11 protein-coding genes and 1 pseudogene are annotated in these 15,802 nt (G+C 41.3%); 1 reads left to right on the top strand and 11 read right to left on the bottom strand.

Annotation, left to right across the window (positions count from 1 at the left end):
- Nucleotides 1-33: 33 nt before the first annotated feature.
- From AB4140_RS04880 to glmM, 8 genes are all read right to left on the bottom strand, one after another.
- Nucleotides 34-1,761, bottom strand: a complete 1,728-nt coding sequence (locus tag AB4140_RS04880) for an SLC13 family permease (protein ID WP_102437577.1) — start codon at nucleotides 1,759-1,761, stop codon at nucleotides 34-36.
- Between the two features lie 101 nt (nucleotides 1,762-1,862).
- Nucleotides 1,863-3,269, bottom strand: a complete 1,407-nt coding sequence (gene cysN, locus AB4140_RS04875; RefSeq protein WP_372000020.1) for a sulfate adenylyltransferase subunit CysN — start codon at nucleotides 3,267-3,269, stop codon at nucleotides 1,863-1,865.
- 121 nt (nucleotides 3,270-3,390) lie between these two features.
- Complete coding sequence (gene cysD, locus AB4140_RS04870) at nucleotides 3,391-4,296, bottom strand: sulfate adenylyltransferase subunit CysD (RefSeq protein ID WP_076537299.1); 906 nt, start codon at nucleotides 4,294-4,296, stop codon at nucleotides 3,391-3,393.
- Nucleotides 4,297-4,689: 393 nt separating this feature from the next.
- The gene (locus tag AB4140_RS04865; protein ID WP_372000019.1) at nucleotides 4,690-5,829 is read right to left on the bottom strand and encodes an NAD(P)-dependent oxidoreductase; all 1,140 of its coding nucleotides are present in this window, start codon (nucleotides 5,827-5,829) and stop codon (nucleotides 4,690-4,692) included.
- The gene (gene rfbC, locus AB4140_RS04860; protein WP_102520752.1) at nucleotides 5,826-6,407 is read right to left on the bottom strand and encodes a dTDP-4-dehydrorhamnose 3,5-epimerase; all 582 of its coding nucleotides are present in this window, start codon (nucleotides 6,405-6,407) and stop codon (nucleotides 5,826-5,828) included. The genes AB4140_RS04865 and rfbC overlap by 4 nt, the downstream gene beginning before the upstream one ends.
- Nucleotides 6,407-7,321 carry a glucose-1-phosphate thymidylyltransferase RfbA gene (rfbA, locus tag AB4140_RS04855; protein WP_372000017.1) on the bottom strand — a complete coding sequence of 305 codons (915 nt, stop codon included), beginning with the start codon at nucleotides 7,319-7,321 and terminating at the stop codon, nucleotides 6,407-6,409. The genes rfbC and rfbA overlap by 1 nt, the downstream gene beginning before the upstream one ends.
- Nucleotides 7,314-8,390, bottom strand: coding sequence for a dTDP-glucose 4,6-dehydratase (gene rfbB / locus AB4140_RS04850; protein ID WP_372000015.1), 1,077 nt, complete (start codon nucleotides 8,388-8,390; stop codon nucleotides 7,314-7,316). The genes rfbA and rfbB overlap by 8 nt, the downstream gene beginning before the upstream one ends.
- A 222-nt stretch (nucleotides 8,391-8,612) precedes the next feature.
- On the bottom strand, nucleotides 8,613-9,968 hold the full coding sequence (glmM, locus tag AB4140_RS04845) for a phosphoglucosamine mutase (RefSeq protein WP_372000013.1): 1,356 nt from the start codon (nucleotides 9,966-9,968) through the stop codon (nucleotides 8,613-8,615).
- 280 nt (nucleotides 9,969-10,248) lie between these two features.
- Here glmM and AB4140_RS04840 point away from each other — a divergent pair.
- Nucleotides 10,249-10,368: pseudogene (locus tag AB4140_RS04840) on the top strand (IS3 family transposase); the annotation flags it as partial.
- Between the two features lie 87 nt (nucleotides 10,369-10,455).
- Here the strand turns inward: AB4140_RS04840 and AB4140_RS04835 are convergent.
- The 3 genes from AB4140_RS04835 to AB4140_RS04825 form a co-directional block, all read right to left on the bottom strand.
- Nucleotides 10,456-13,680, bottom strand: coding sequence for a hypothetical protein (locus AB4140_RS04835; protein WP_372000011.1), 3,225 nt, complete (start codon nucleotides 13,678-13,680; stop codon nucleotides 10,456-10,458).
- A gap of 591 nt (nucleotides 13,681-14,271) precedes the next feature.
- Nucleotides 14,272-15,507 carry a type II toxin-antitoxin system HipA family toxin gene (locus AB4140_RS04830; protein WP_372000009.1) on the bottom strand — a complete coding sequence of 412 codons (1,236 nt, stop codon included), beginning with the start codon at nucleotides 15,505-15,507 and terminating at the stop codon, nucleotides 14,272-14,274.
- Nucleotides 15,500-15,775 (bottom strand): transcriptional regulator, encoded by a 276-nt coding sequence (locus tag AB4140_RS04825; protein WP_372000007.1) that lies wholly within the window; start codon nucleotides 15,773-15,775, stop codon nucleotides 15,500-15,502. The genes AB4140_RS04830 and AB4140_RS04825 overlap by 8 nt, the downstream gene beginning before the upstream one ends.
- Nucleotides 15,776-15,802: the final 27 nt, after the last annotated feature.

The raw sequence follows: 15,802 nt of genomic DNA, 5'->3' as shown, positions 1-15,802 counted from the left end.
AAATATTATGTTTTTATTGTTTAAAGCTGCCCATTAAAACGGGAAAAATATTGGCACGCTGATGTTCACGATTAAGCCGTAAACAATACTGACGGGCAAACCGACTTTGACAAAGTCTTTTAGCTTATATTGCCCTGCATTAAACACCATTAAATTGGTTTGATAACCGTAAGGGCTAATAAAACTGCCACTGGCAGCAAATGCCACAGTCATCACAAAAGGTAAAACATCCACCCCAAAACCGAGCGCCAAACTATAAGCAATGGGAAACATTAGCGCTGCAGCAGCATTGTTGGTCACTAATTCAGTCATCAACCATGTGAGAATATAAACCATAATCAAGGCAATATAAGCATGCTCTTTATCGACACTCTGATTAACCACATCACCAATTAATTCGACAACGCCAGCATTAACCAATGCATGGGAAAGTAAAATGGCAGAGGCGACGATGAGCCAAATATTGACCGGTAATCGGCGCATCACTTCATTGACGTTAAGTGACTGACTAAACACCAGTAGCCCTAATAAAATCACTAAGCTTTCAAGTAAATCAATGACCCCAAATGCGGCAAGGGCTATTGAAGTTAAAAAGCCACCGACAGCTAACCATGCCCTCCAGCCGTTAAGGCGTATCTCAGTTTCGACGCCGCTAAGCACAATAAAGTTTTTGCTTAAATTACGTCGAGATTTAAAATCCTCACCGACAGATAACACTAAAAAGTCACCCGCTTGTAACTCGACTTCACCAAGTTTGCCAGAGACATTTTCGCCATCTCGGCGAATCGCCACCACGGCGGCATCAAATAGTGCTCTAAAGCCGACTTTCTTTAGTGTTTTTCTCACTAAAATACTTTCTTGCTTTACCACCACTTCAGTGAGATTTGAGCCTTTTAAATCATTTTTATGGGCAAATGTTTCAAGCCCTGAAAACTGGCCTAATTGTCCTAGTTTTGCAATATCACCACTAAAAATAAGTCGATCATCTTGTTGTAACACTTCTGTTGGCGCGACCGGGGTGATTAACCTTCCCTTTCTAACGACCTCAACTAAAAATAATGACTCTAAATGCCGTAAACCATTGGCCTCGACAGAGCGGCCAATCAGTTCTGAATTTTCAATAATTTTTGCATCAATAAAATAGCCCTTATTACCATCAAGTGTCTGTTCATTTTCTGGCAAAAACCTGACACACACAGCTAACACGGCCCCGCAACAAATCACCAGTATTAAGCCGATAGCGGTAAAAGAGAAAAAGGCTAATGAACGCCCTTCAACATCAATATACAGGCTATTTACAATCAAATTGGTTGAGGTGCCAATTAAAGTCAGCGTGCCACCGAGAATTGCCGCGTAGGATAAAGGCAATAATAATTTACTGGCAAAATGATGCGGGTTATTACGTATTGGCGACAAAAGCGTCGCCACCACCGCGGTATTGTTAAGTAGCGCAGAACAAATCGTGGTGACACCAAACAGCCGTAAAAAAGTGGCTTTATAGCCAACAACAATCACTTTTGAGGCAATAACTCTCAGCAATCGGGTTTTCTCTAACCCGAAAGAGCAAATGATTAATAGAATGAGTGTGATTAACCCAGGGTTAGCAATACTCGATAATAATTGCGCTTTAGACACCAACCCAAGTGCAACTAAGGATAATAAGGTCACACCGCACACGGCAGCAGGTCGACTTTGAAATTTTAATAAACCACAAATCGTTAGTATGAAAATACTTATTGTTAAGTATGCATCTGTAGACATAAATAGAAACCAACCTCAAGGATACAAAGTCAAAAAAAGCTGCAAGCTAATCAATCGCATTGCAGCTTTTTGATAAAGCCTAGGTGCTCATCTGTACTAGCTTAGCCTATGACTTTTGCGCCCCAATGAGGATAATGTTTTCTAACCAATGCATTAAATTCGATTTCAAATGCTGAAGGTTTGGCTTCAGTGGTTGCTGCTTTGCCTTCTAATGAATTTCTTATCATCCCCGCGCCCACGGTGACATTGGTTAGGCGATCGATAATGATAAACGCACCAGTGGTTCGATTGATATCATAAGCATCAAACTGCACAGCTTCATTGACTGCAAAGTTACAGTTACCCATTTCATTAAGTTCAAGTTGATGTGCATCAAATGTCTCTAGGGTGTTCACATCGACTTTGTGATTCACATTCTCGACATAGCCATAAACTGATTTACTGCCCATTTTAATGGCATATTCACGATCGACATGTAATGGCTCTTCAGTCATCCACACCACATCGGCCTCAAAATTGCTGCTTGATAATGGCAGTTCATGAGGGCGAACTAGCATGTCACCACGGCTAATATCAATTTCATCTTCTAAGGTGATAGTGATTGCCATGCCGATAGTGGCTTTTTCAAGCTCGCCATCAAAGGTCACTATAGATTTAACTTTACTTTCTTTACCTGAAGGCAAGGTTTTGACGGTATCACCAACGCGGATATCGCCCGATGCAACCGTGCCACAAAAACCGCGAAAATCCAGATTTGGACGATTAACGTATTGCACTTGCATACGAAATGGGTGGGTTTTATCTTTGGCAACCGTCACGGTATTTAACAGTTTCATCATGGTTGAACCCGGGTACCAAGTCATGCTGGCACTCTCGTTGACGACATTGTCGCCCTTTAATGCTGAAATCGGCACAAAGCGAATATCGTTAAACTGCAGGTTTTCAGCAAACTCACGATAGTCTTTCTTAATATTTTGATAAACGCTTTGGTCGTAATCCACCGCGTCCATTTTATTGATGGCAATGATGACGTGCTTAATACCCAACTGAGAGCAAATAAAGCTGTGACGGCGAGTTTGTACTTGCACCCCATGCCTTGCATCAATCAAAATAATCGCTAAATCAGCAGTCGAAGCGCCCGTTGCCATATTGCGGGTATATTGCTCATGACCTGGAGTATCAGCAATAATAAATTTACGTTGCTCGGTGGCAAAATAGCGATAAGCCACATCAATGGTAATACCTTGCTCACGCTCAGACTGCAGGCCATCAACCAATAAGGCTAAATCGAACGACTCATCTGTGGTATTAAAGCGTTTTGAGTCTTTTTCAATGGCCGCCATTTGATCTTCAAAAATCATTTTACTGTCATACAACAAACGACCAATAAGGGTCGATTTACCATCATCAACACTGCCACAGGTTAAAATGCGCAGCATATCTTTATTTTCATGGACGTTTAAATAAGCTTCAATATCTGAAGCGATTAAAGCGGTATTAGACATCATAAATTCCTTAAGCTAACGCGCTGCTCTGAGCGTATATTCAACTGCAGCAACACATTGGTAATGTAATGGTTCAAATAATCAGAAGTGCCAAACACTTCATAAAAATGAGGTTTTAAAAAGCTTAGAAATACCCTTCCATTTTTTTCTTTTCCATTGAACCGGATGAATCATTATCAATCACTCGCCCTTGACGCTCAGATGTTGTACAAAGCAGCATCTCTTGAATAATCTCAGGTAAGGTTTGTGCAACCGATTCAACTGCGCCAGTGAGTGGATAGCAACCTAATGTTCTAAAACGCACCATCTTATGCTCAATGACTTCGCCTTCTTCAAGCTCCATTCGGTCATCATCAACCATGATTAAGGTGCCATCACGCTCTAAAACTGGTCTTTCTGCTGCTAAATAAAGCGATGGGATTTCAATACCTTCAAGATAAATATATTGCCAGATATCTAATTCAGTCCAATTTGATAATGGGAAAACGCGAATGCTTTCGCCTTTATCCACTTTACCGTTATAAATATTCCATAACTCAGGACGTTGGTTTTTAGGGTCCCATCTGTGCTTGTTATCGCGAAAAGAATACACACGCTCTTTGGCACGGGATTTTTCTTCATCACGACGTGCACCACCAAAAGCAGCATCAAAACCATGCATATCTAATGCTTGCTTTAAGCCCTCAGTTTTCATGATATCGGTGTGTTTAGCGCTGCCATGGACAAACGGGCTACAGCCCATTTCTAAACCGCGTGGGTTTTTATGAACGATTAAGTCAAAGCCGTACTTTTCGGCCATTTGATCACGAAAAGCAATCATCTCTTTAAACTTCCAGTTGGTATCAACATGCATCAAAGGAAATGGAATTTTGCCGGGATAGAAAGCTTTACGCGCAAGGTGCAATAAAACCGAGGAGTCTTTACCTACCGAGTAGAGCATGACAGGGTTATCAAATTCTGCGGCGACTTCACGCATAATTTGAATGGATTCTGCTTCAAGTTGCTTTAAATGAGTCAATTGTGTCGACATATCTATTCCAATAAACCTTTAATAATTCATACGCTTTAAACAGACAAATGATGATCCGTCACATAGCCATGATTGTTAATCCAAAGTTGCATGCAATCATATTACCAGTATCAACTGATAGTAAAAGTTATTAATGAAGGGTTAGCTATAACAAAAAGGAATAAAAAGGATGAAAAGGTTTGTTTGGAATAATGATCTAAAAAGTAATAACTAACTCCTCCAATCATCTAAGTGGTAGAGAGTTACAACTGAAAAGCTAACTGCGAAAGGTTAGATGTTAACCAAAGACACTGGGAGGATTAGGCCGATTAATGAGTTAGCATTTGTGTAGCCGATTACTTAAGCTGAGCTTGAGCAAAATCTGTAAACCGTTATAAATACTCTTTAAACAAGTTATAAAGCATCAATATCGAGATTTCTAACCAGGGTTTTAATTGATGCTTGCCAATCGCAAGTGTCTATACCCCAAGCCATTTTTATCTGCTGACAATCGAGCACGCTGTAAGATGGCCGCTTGGCAGGCAAAGGATAGTCCTGAGTATCAATCCCCTCGAGTGTTGGAACTGTTAGTAACTTAGCTTGTACACTTGCTTCATCGACAATGGCTTTTGCTAAACCATACCAGCTGGTAGCTGTATCGCCGCAGTAATGAAAAGTACCCCAAACTGTTTTACCCTGCTGAATTTGCGCAGCGATGTTTAATATCGCTTTGGCTAAATCCCCCGCATAAGTAGGACAACCTATTTGATCGGCCACCATCGCCAGAGTCGGTTTAGTTTTGGCTAATCTCAGCACCGTTTTAGCAAAGTTATGCCCAAATTCGCTTATCAGCCAAGACGTTCGAATGATAATGTGCTGCGGCTGAATATCAGTAATCAATTGCTCGCCGCGCCACTTAGACTCGCCATAAATATTCAGCGGATTTGGCACAGCAGTTTCAGAATATGGGCTTGGACTGTTTTCAATTGCAGTTTCAATAGCAGTGTTAGAGGCGGTTGCAAAGGTTGCTTCAAGGCCACCAGCAAGCTTGGGCTCATCTACAGGCAGCGCTGAACTTGCAGCTTGAGATGGCAGCCTGCCACTTTTGCCATCAAACACATAATCGGTTGAGATATGAATAAGTGGAATAGATGCTTTTAGCGCCGCTAAGGCAAGATTCTTCGCCCCTGTGGCATTCACATCATCAGCAAGCTGCTGATGTGTTTCAGCCTGGTCCACTTGGGTGTAGGCGGCGCAATTGATGATTAAATCGGGTTTAAGCCTATCAATCATTTCCATGACCGCATTAGCGTCACTGAGCTCTAAATCTGATTTATCTGCCGTGAGAAGTTGTAGCTCATTTGGCATGCATTGAGATGACAAGTCGGTGTTAATTTTACAGTGGCTCTCTCTGTTGTTCTCTCTGTTAAGAGCTCTGCTAATAATTCTAGAATAGTTGCCATTATTCTTGGCTAAAAAGGCATTATGATCTGCAATGCAGCGCCTAATACTCAATCCTAACTGACCATTAGCGCCTGTTAATAACAGCTTCACTTTGTGATGTCCGGCTTTAAGGTTAACGCCTGCTCATTGTGCATTGCTTTTAACGCCTGAAAAGATAACCCTTGTTGATCTTTAGCAGATTGAATGACCTCCCTAATAGGCCAATTAATGGCTAAGTCAGCATCGTCCCAGCTAAGACAAGCTTCATTTTTAGGGTCATAATAATCGCTACATTTGTATTCAACATCACAACACGCTTCTAAAGCAACAAAGCCATGGGCAAAGCCTTCTGGCACCCACAATTGTCGCTGGTTGGTCTCAGATAACTCAACCCCAACCCAAGCGCCATAAGTTGATGACTGTGGGCGGATATCAACAACCACATCAAACACCTTGCCTCTAACGACTCTGACTAATTTAGCTTGCGGCTTCTGGGTTTGAAAATGAAGCCCTCTAAGCACACCATAATGTGAGCGTGAATAGTTATCCTGCACCAAGGGTTTATTGGTGTTCAGCAATTGCTGATAACGTTGCTGCTGAAAGGTTTCCATAAAAAAGCCACGTTCATCTGCAAACACTTGAGGTTCGATGATTTTGACATCAGAAATGGTAGTATCAATAACCTTCATCAACGATGTTCCTCTACGAGTTGGCTTAGGTAAGTGCCATATGCCGTTTTTTGATGAAATTGTGCTTGTTGCGCTAACTCATCAACAGATAACCAACCATTAATGAAACCGATTTCTTCAAGACAGGCCACCTTTAATCCTTGGCGTTTCTCAATGGTCTGCACAAAATGACTCGCTTCAAGCAGTGCATCATGGGTTCCGGTATCAAGCCAAGCAAACCCTCGCCCTAATATATCCACAGTTAAGGCTTTTTTAGCCAGATAAGCCATGTTCACATCGGTAATTTCAAGCTCACCTCTTAGTGAGGGTGTAATACTTTTAGCAATGGATACGACCTCATTGTCGTAAAAATAAAGCCCCGTAACGGCAAAGTTGGTTTTAGGGACGGTCGGCTTCTCTTCAATACTGAGCGCAATACCTTTATCGTCAAAATCAATGACCCCAAATCGCGCGGGATCGCTAACATGATAGCCAAATACGGTTGCACCAGACGCTTTGGCTGTAGCTTGTTTTAGCTTTTCAGTAAAGTTTTGCCCATAAAAAATATTATCGCCTAACACTAATGCCACGTTACTATCACCAATAAACTGCTCACCAATGATAAACGCCTGCGCTAAACCCTCTGGCGCTGCTTGCTCTGCATAACTGAGCTTAATACCAAAGCGTTCACCGTTGCCTAATAAGCGTTTAAAGCTGGGCAGATCTTCAGAGGTTGAGATCAGTAAAATGTCATTAATACCCGCCAGCATGAGTACCGATAAGGGATAATAAATCATCGGCTTATCATAGACAGCTAATAACTGTTTAGAGGTGCCAAGGGTTAGCGGAAATAAGCGACTGCCCGTGCCACCCGCTAATATAATGCCTTTATACTGTGCAGAAGTGATGGGCTGCACAGCGCTTAAACTACTCATTGATATTTCCATTAGCGAGCCCAAGTCGGTTAAGGCGGTAGTCACCAGTTAAGATCTGTTGCCACCAGCTAGGATTATCGATGTACCATTTAACCGTTGCAGCTAACCCCAAATGAAAATCATGCACGGGTTGCCAACCTAATTGTGATTGAATTTTCGATGCATCAATGGCGTAGCGACTATCATGACCAGGCCTATCGTCAACATAGGTAATTAACTCAGCATAAGATTGGCAGCCTTGCTTAGCCTCTGGTGCCAATTGCTCTAATAGCGCACATATGCTGTTAACCACATCAATATTGCTCACTTGATTAAGACCACCAATATTATAGCTTTGGCCTACTTCGCCATGTGTCAGCACTTGATAAAGGCCGCGAACATGATCCTCTACATGTAACCAGTCCCTTACTTGCAGGCCATTACCGTAAACGGTTAACGGCTTACCCGCTAAGGCATTTAAAATGGTGTGGGGGATCAATTTTTCAGGAAATTGGTAAGGACCATAATTGTTTGAGCAATGACTAACCAGCACTGGCAAACCATAAGTACGCTGCCAAGCATTGACCAAATGATCGGAAGAAGCTTTTGAGGCAGAATAAGGCGAGCTTGGTTTATATGACGTCTGCTCAGAAAATGGCAGTTCATCACTATCTAAGTCACCAAAAACCTCATCGGTTGAAATATGATGAAATCGAAACGCAGTTTTAGCATCAGTTGCTAGCGTGTTCCAATACTCACGGCACACTTCAAGCAATGTGAATGTCCCGATGATATTGGTTTGCATGAAAGCACTGGCATTATCAATGGAGCGATCCACATGACTTTCTGCAGCAAGGTGCATTACCGCTGTCGGTTTAAACTTGGCAAAAACCTGTTTTAGACTATTGGCATCACAAATATCTGCATGAACGAAGTGATATCGTTCTGAGTTCGCGACATCTTTTAATGAATCAAGGTTACCTGAGTAACTTAAGGCATCAAGATTCACGATAGATTCTTGAGTATGAGCTAACAAGTAACGTATTAAGGTGCTACCGATAAAACCTGCACCACCTGTGATTAAAATCATACTCAGTAAACCTTCAACATTAAAATGACCTTTAAAGCGCTTGTATCAAAGTACTTATATCAAAGTGCTTATATCAAAGTGCTTATATCAAAGTGCTTTAAAGGTATTATACGCCAATTATCAATAGAAATTGATGTCTCACGCATAACAAAAATGCCAGAGTATCAATACTCTGGCATTTAATAGCATAGATAAATCTACCCTGATTGATAAGACAAATTATTAACTTGCCGCTTTAACCACATCCGCAATTGATTGCGCCTGGGTTTGGGTCATATCCGCATCGGTTGATTCAACCATTACACGGATTAATGGCTCAGTACCCGATTTACGCAATAACACACGGCCATTATCACCCATCACTTGCTCAGCAGCTGTTACTGCTTGCTGCACGGCATCAGAGGCAATAATTTCATCGGCGTTGTTGGCACTTAAGCGCACATTGATCAGCACTTGCGGCAGTTTTGTCATACCTGACTTAACTTCAGCTAAGCTTTTACCTGACTCAATTACAGCATCAAGCACTTGCAGCGATGCCACAATACCATCACCCGTGGTGGTATGTTTAAGGCTTAAGATATGGCCTGAGCCTTCGCCGCCTAATAGCCAACCGGTTTCTTTAAGCTGCTCAACCACGTAGCGATCGCCTACTTTAGCGCGAATAAAGGGAATATCCATCTCTTTTAACGCCAGCTCTAAACCTAGGTTTGACATCAAGGTACCAACAACGCCACCGTTTAACTCACCAGCTTGTTGAAACGATTGCGCTAAAATAAAGATGATTTCATCGCCATCAACCACATGGCCGTTATGATCAACAAACAACACCCTGTCAGCATCGCCATCTAAGGCAATCCCTAAATCAGCTTCATGTACCATCACTGCAGTTTGCAGGCTATCAAGGTGAGTTGCGCCGCAGCGCTCATTAATGTTTAACCCATCTGGTTTATCATTAATGCTGATCACTTCAGCGCCGAGCTCAGCATACACTTCTTTAGCGATGTGATACGCTGCGCCATTAGCCGAATCAACGACGATTTTCAAACCCGCAAGGGATTTATTTTTATCAAACGTCCCTTTACAAAACTCAATATAACGCCCAGCAGCATCAGCAATACGGCGAACTTTACCGAGCTTTGCCGAGTCCACACACGACATTGCGCCATGATTAATGGCTTGATCAAGTAAGTGTTCAATTTCTAATTCTTGAGCATCGTTAAGCTTGGTACCCGAGTTTGAGAACAGCTTGATGCCGTTATCGTAATACGGATTGTGTGATGCACTGATCACCACACCTGCATCAGCTCTAAAAGTCGAAGTTAAATACGCGATAGCCGGTGTTGGCATTGGGCCAACCAAAGCAATATTAATCCCTGCTGCAGAAAAGCCTGCTTCCATGGCGGTTTCTAACATGTAACCACTAATACGAGTATCTTTACCAATAATGACTTCTTTGGTGCCTGCTGACGCTAAAACCGTCCCAGCAGCCCAACCTAATTTCATCGCAAAAGACGGGTTAATCGGAAACTCACCCACCTTTCCTCGCACACCATCAGTGCCAAAATATTTACGAGACATAACAACTCCAAAACCAACAGTCCATGTTGGTATAAAACAAAAGTAAGGTCACTTTTTCAAGTGGAGGCAAATTATATACGAAAAGCCCGCGCATTTACTCATCTAATTGTGACATTTTTAAGCCACAGCAATCTTTATTGGATTTTGTGGGTTAAATCAAAGCAGCAAAGTGATTTGGTGCAGCCTTACTGGTATTTAAAGAATTCAAAAATATAAAATGGTGATTATGTAGTGCTGCTATCTGTAGTGGATGAAGAAATCTGGGAGGGTGTAACAGTCTCGAAAAGACGTGGCTACTTATATGAAACATTACAACTTAGAACGGCTACATTCCGCTAATGGTGATCTGTCACCAGTAGCGTTTGAAAATTCTCAACTAAAAGTGTCCAGTTTGGGTTGACCAGTACATATATATTACCCACAAAAAAGCGGCCAATTTAATTTGGCCGCTCAACTAGATTAATAACGAAAACTTAATGGCTTAACTTTAGTCCACTTCAAATCTTAAATTTTCAGTAAAGCCATAGTTATTTTTATTACCCGCAAAATCTTCGACATTTAATTCAGTCAATCCCCAAGTACCAGGTGCTGAACCTACAGGAAGAATAGTTTCAAAAATATACTGGATTGGCGTTGTGGCATCACACTCTTCCATTGTTTCCTGAGCATGCTCATGACAGGTAAAATACCTAGCATTCTTATTTGGTGTGTAACCCGCTAAGCCCGAAGATGAGTCACCATGCCAATAATGAAACTCTTGACCTTGTGGATTTCTTAAACGAATACCAGAAATTGCAAGTCCTGATGCATGAGATAAAGGTTGATCTTCGTATGCCCAGTAATAGATCCGCACACGTGTTTCACCATTAGGATTTTCAGGATTTAATGGCTCGCCAACGATTCTCAGGCAACGCTCCTCCAAATCATCAGTTGCACAAGCTTGTGCATCTACAATTGGCGCTTCAACATCTGGTGTACTTCCCCCAAGCCAAAGCGAAACAGGACTTTCGTATGTTGGATGATCGAACGAAAAATCAGCTCTGCCATGATTGAATGCACTGTCTTTCATATTTACATACGCTGGAGAATACTCTCCAGGCGCAATGAAACGGGTAACTAGCCAGTTAATCTCGCATAAATGTGTCGCACCAGGAACATCAACACGCGGAACATCATAGGTATATAGATCATTACTATATAATCCCCATTCCCTATCTGCATCAATATTGGCAACCCTGGTAAAGCAGTTACCATCTTCCATTGAACGATCTTCATTGATTAACCATGACATCTGTAATATCTGTTCATCATCAGCTATCTCAAACGGAATATTTTCCGACTCATGGTTATACAATTTCAAGTTCATACTATTTGCGACATATTCAGGCGGCGTATAGTCAGCATCAGGGTTATTGACATATAAACGCCAGCCATAATCTGAACTACTGAACTTTTCAATACGTCGATTACCAACCTGATCTGTCACGACAATTTCTGCTGGTGTCCACCAGCCAGATGCAGCCATCGATGGCAGTGTGAACTCAGCATATAATTCTGAGTCCACACTCCCGTTCACAGGTGAGAAATATTGGTCACGATAAGTTCCAATAGGGCTTATTAAACGCATGTAAGCTTTGGCGGCACCGTCAAAACAATACTTATCATCAACATCACCACAATCTTCATTGACATGTAACCCAAGTTTAACCTTAACTTGTTTATCATCAGAGGGGCCACCATCAACAGTGATACTCACCTCATTAATTTTCCCAGGATAAATATAGTCTGGGTATAAATTAAGAACTTCAAAAGTTAAATCTGGACGGATAACACTTAGATATATTGTGCCCTGCATAATATAGTCGCGGATAAACTCATATTTAGGCAAGGATCTTGAGCGGAGCATATCTGGGTTTGTCAAAAAGAAAGCAAGGCTCTCTGCCATGTCTTCATTTGGATTAAGTTTGGCGGCATACGCTGTCACGAACTCTGTTGTGCTACAAGATGCCCAAGCTTTCTCTATAACCGGTTCACCTTGAAGCGGCTGATGATCATGAGTTTCTGTTTTTTCTTCCAATGTAATAGGATCTACATTGTGTGGCGTCCATTTATGACGATCTTCCGCCCATCCAGCACAATCAGCATCGCCATCTCCTGGCATATACCAACCAGATTGCTTTAACCACTCATATTTTAACTCTGTACTAAAAACAAAGTCCCACATAAAGTGCGCTTTTTCATGAATGATTAAACGTTGAACATCTGCAACCGCGCCCTGATCAAAGGCTGATTCCATATACTCAATATAGTTTGCAGAAGTCCAAGCTACTGCCGCAGCTTGCTCGTATAAAGGGTGAAGCAATCCATTTCGACGCCTTAATAAGTAACGAAGACCACCATCATCATTCGGAAAGCTTATATCTTGCATGCCTGATGGAAATTCCTCGAACATAGCAATGATTTCGATTAATTCAGAAGGCTGAAACATCTGCCAAATTCCTGCTGAACGATCTTCATCGATAACTGGTACAGTCTCATATAGGCCTTCAAAATATTCATCTGTAGCAATCTTAATCCCATAACGGCGTTTTATGATATCTGCCGCCAAAACGATATCATTTCCGTTATCAGTTAAAAATCGCACACCTGCTTTAAATAATCTGTTTGAGAAAAAACGACCTTTTTTGCCATCAACAGTCGCAACCATAGGTGAAGCATATGTAAAGCTTGCTTTATCAATTCTTACAAGCGGCGGCATTCCTTCACGTTTGATAATTTCAATATCATTATGAATATAGTCATCTGTTAATTCCCAGTGGCTTTCAAACCTACGAGTATTATCCTCTTGGCTTAAAGAAGGTAAATCTTCAAGACCAGTTCTAAGCAGCGATTCCAGCAATCGATAGGCATGCTCTGGTGTCCAATTAACATCTGTATCTTGTAAACTGATACCAAACATTTTAACCAGATTAATACTGGCATGTGAATCTACGTCACTAAAATCAGGGCCAATAATTTCAATTGGTAGTGGCTCATTAATATAAGAAGAATGCTCCTCTCCTGAGACACTTACATCCTCAGACCAATAATAAGTGAACTTATCTTGTTCTAGGCCATCAATCACATCACCATTAAAAGTGATATGCTTACCTGTTGAAATAATAGTTGAAGAACCTGTTTGTAAGTTAGATTCCGAAAAAGTTAGATCGCCATTTTCATGTTTAAATCGATATCCAGACTGACTTACCGATACAATATACTCTTGGTCTTTGTTAAGTCCTGTAAACTGGAATTCACCATCAGGTCCTATTGTTGATGTTGCTAATAACTCTTCACCATCGGCAGAAGCTAAAACAGCTATTGCTGAACGATCTGAATCATAGTTATTCAACGTACCGATAATTTCAGTATCAGGAACAAAAATTGGATCAGTAAGAGGTTTATCACCTCCACCCGGATTTTTATCACCACCATCACCACAATCTACTGTACAAATTGGTGTAATAGGAGTGCCCTCAACAGGTGGTAGCGGTGCGGGTAGGATTGGACTTTCCCCTCCACCCGGATTTTTATCACCACCATCACCACAATCTACTGTACAAGGTGGTGAGATCGGTGTGCCCTCATTAGGCGGTAGCGGTTTCTGAGTCTCAGAATCAGAGCCACACGCTGTAAGTAACATACAGATAGTAATAAGTAGTATTTTTTTCATGTCATTTCTTAGTTGGGCGGGGAGTAATAAAAGTGAGTTAAAGTGTTAAAATCTTATTCAACTCTAAAGTAATGTACATTCTAAACAGAAGGCACTTATGAGTTAAGCGAAACGCTGGTAGCAGCATAGAAAACGCTAACATTCTCACAATTGTGCTCAAGTCCTTTCACACAATTTTCAATCAACATAACAACAAAGCAAATCAGCAACTTTTGTTTTGCTGTTTGAGCTAAAAAATCAAGAAAAGTATTGATAATTTTGAATGGTATATGAGCTAATACTATAATCAAGATATGGAATTACTCATATTAGGAGCCACCTAATGTTCACAGGAGCAGTAAACTACTGGATGCCTTTTGTTGCAGTTGGGATGTCGCTTATTGTTTGTTTAGGGATATTAATTTATTCGTTGATGACATTCGATAAAAAACAAAACCACCACTAAATAGATAGTTAGGCCTATTAGGTGTTTAAAAAAATGCTGTTATCAAGCCAACTCGAACAATTCTTGGCTCATTACAATTAATATTTTGCATATACACGCCTAAATATCGTGGTACTGAGATCTAGCTTATTACACCAAAATTAATGCTATCGAAGACTATTCCACTTTTCTGTCATATGGTTATCAATACTCGTCAGTAATTGATTAGAGATCCCTAGATTTTTTGCTTCTTGAGCAAAACTTCTGGTCTGTTGATAGATCTCTTCTAACATCTCTCGTAATGGTTTATCACTTGAGTAGCCTGCATGTCCAGCCAGTATATTGAGTGCGTGCTTTGGTGATCTGCCATTGCCATTAAAAGATGTCATATGCTCTTTGTATGGTGAAGGGCTGTAAACAATGTCGTAAAACGGAGATAGTTGCCACTGATCATCATCGTCAGCTAAAAAGGCAAAGTTTTTAGAGTGATCATCTTGGTTAACGGTAATAAAGTTGAACAAAGCGCGTTTAACCAGCTTTCTCGCCTCTCCTACACCACAAAGCATTCGAGTGGCCTTAACCAAATCGACATAATCTAATGATGGCTCCCTAAAGGGAGCGTCTAGTAAACCGCAAGCAGAGATCATGTGGCGCTTACCTTTAGGAGTACAATCAAACCTAGTTTGCTGTAGCCACATTCGTCCTCCCCCAGCTTCAATCAATTCAAATTTAGGTGTATCAATGCCCAGATCACTGGCCATCTGCATATAGGCGTATTCCACCAAGCTCTCTGAATGTTTTAAGTCGAATTTTTCAGAGGTCAATTTCACAATCAGTTTTTCACCAATGGCATTTTCGTGTGTTGAAAACTGGCCATCTCTGGTTTTAGTGACATTGAGTTTAGGGCGAGCACCACCAGAACCAGCCGCATTCATAAGATGCTCAATCAATCTCGATTCTGTGCCCTCAAACTCTTTAACCGCCTCTTGCCCTAATGTTATTAGCTCAACATCCCTAGGATCAGACTCAAGTAGCTCTATCTCAGGTTCATAGGACAATGCGCCAAGGCATTGGTCACCAATATAAGCCAACCGTTGTAATGCGGTGATAAGTTGTTGATTGTGAACATTTTGCCTGAAAACGCGATCCATAAGGTGTAAGCCCCACCCATCAGGAAGACTGTCACCGAACACACCATGAATACCGTAATGGGGTTGCTTGGGGGCTTTTTGCAGGGTTAGATCCGCTTTGATATTAAAGGGAGCAATTGAAGCTGAATGTTGAGCTAAATACCGCTCGTCAAACTGAAAGTAGGTGCCAGTTCTATTTTCAGCCAGCGAACCAACAAGCGCTTTAGATCCGTCGGAAAAGGTTCTGTTTACTCTTAACGGAGTATCAAGCATTTTTTAGCACCTCTTCAATGCTGGTGGGCTGGGCACTAGATGGTTTTGTCAAGGCACGGACTTTGTTCAAATCACCAATAGCTTCATAGAGCATCAAAAACTGCCTCAGTGAAATATTACCGGTGCTTTCAAACTTTCTAATCGTACCATAGGGCACCCCGGAGCGAGTTGATAACTCCTCAACGGATAACTTCTTTAGTTTTCGAGATTGACTTATAAAGTCGCGTAACTCCATTTGAACATCAAAAGCGGTATAGAGACTAAGCATAAAACCTGCTACTATAGTGACAATATA

Origin of the sequence: Shewanella sp. 10N.286.51.B2 (assembly GCF_041469265.1) — a bacterium.
Taxonomy (GTDB): Bacteria; Pseudomonadota; Gammaproteobacteria; order Enterobacterales; family Shewanellaceae; genus Shewanella.
The sequence above is the reverse complement of the archived record's forward strand: the minus strand, read 5'-3'. Positions and strand labels throughout refer to the sequence as shown.

Coding starts and splice junctions, on each gene's coding strand:
- rfbB (WP_372000015.1), bottom strand. CDS start 8,390: ATGATTTTAATCACAGGTGGTGCAGGTTTTATCGGTAGCACCTTAATA.
- AB4140_RS04825 (WP_372000007.1), bottom strand. CDS start 15,775: ATGCTTAGTCTCTATACCGCTTTTGATGTTCAAATGGAGTTACGCGAC.
- AB4140_RS04830 (WP_372000009.1), bottom strand. CDS start 15,507: ATGCTTGATACTCCGTTAAGAGTAAACAGAACCTTTTCCGACGGATCT.
- AB4140_RS04880 (WP_102437577.1), bottom strand. CDS start 1,761: ATGTCTACAGATGCATACTTAACAATAAGTATTTTCATACTAACGATT.
- glmM (WP_372000013.1), bottom strand. CDS start 9,968: ATGTCTCGTAAATATTTTGGCACTGATGGTGTGCGAGGAAAGGTGGGT.
- AB4140_RS04835 (WP_372000011.1), bottom strand. CDS start 13,680: ATGAAAAAAATACTACTTATTACTATCTGTATGTTACTTACAGCGTGT.
- cysD (WP_076537299.1), bottom strand. CDS start 4,296: ATGTCGACACAATTGACTCATTTAAAGCAACTTGAAGCAGAATCCATT.
- cysN (WP_372000020.1), bottom strand. CDS start 3,269: ATGATGTCTAATACCGCTTTAATCGCTTCAGATATTGAAGCTTATTTA.
- rfbC (WP_102520752.1), bottom strand. CDS start 6,407: ATGAAGGTTATTGATACTACCATTTCTGATGTCAAAATCATCGAACCT.
- rfbA (WP_372000017.1), bottom strand. CDS start 7,321: ATGAGTAGTTTAAGCGCTGTGCAGCCCATCACTTCTGCACAGTATAAA.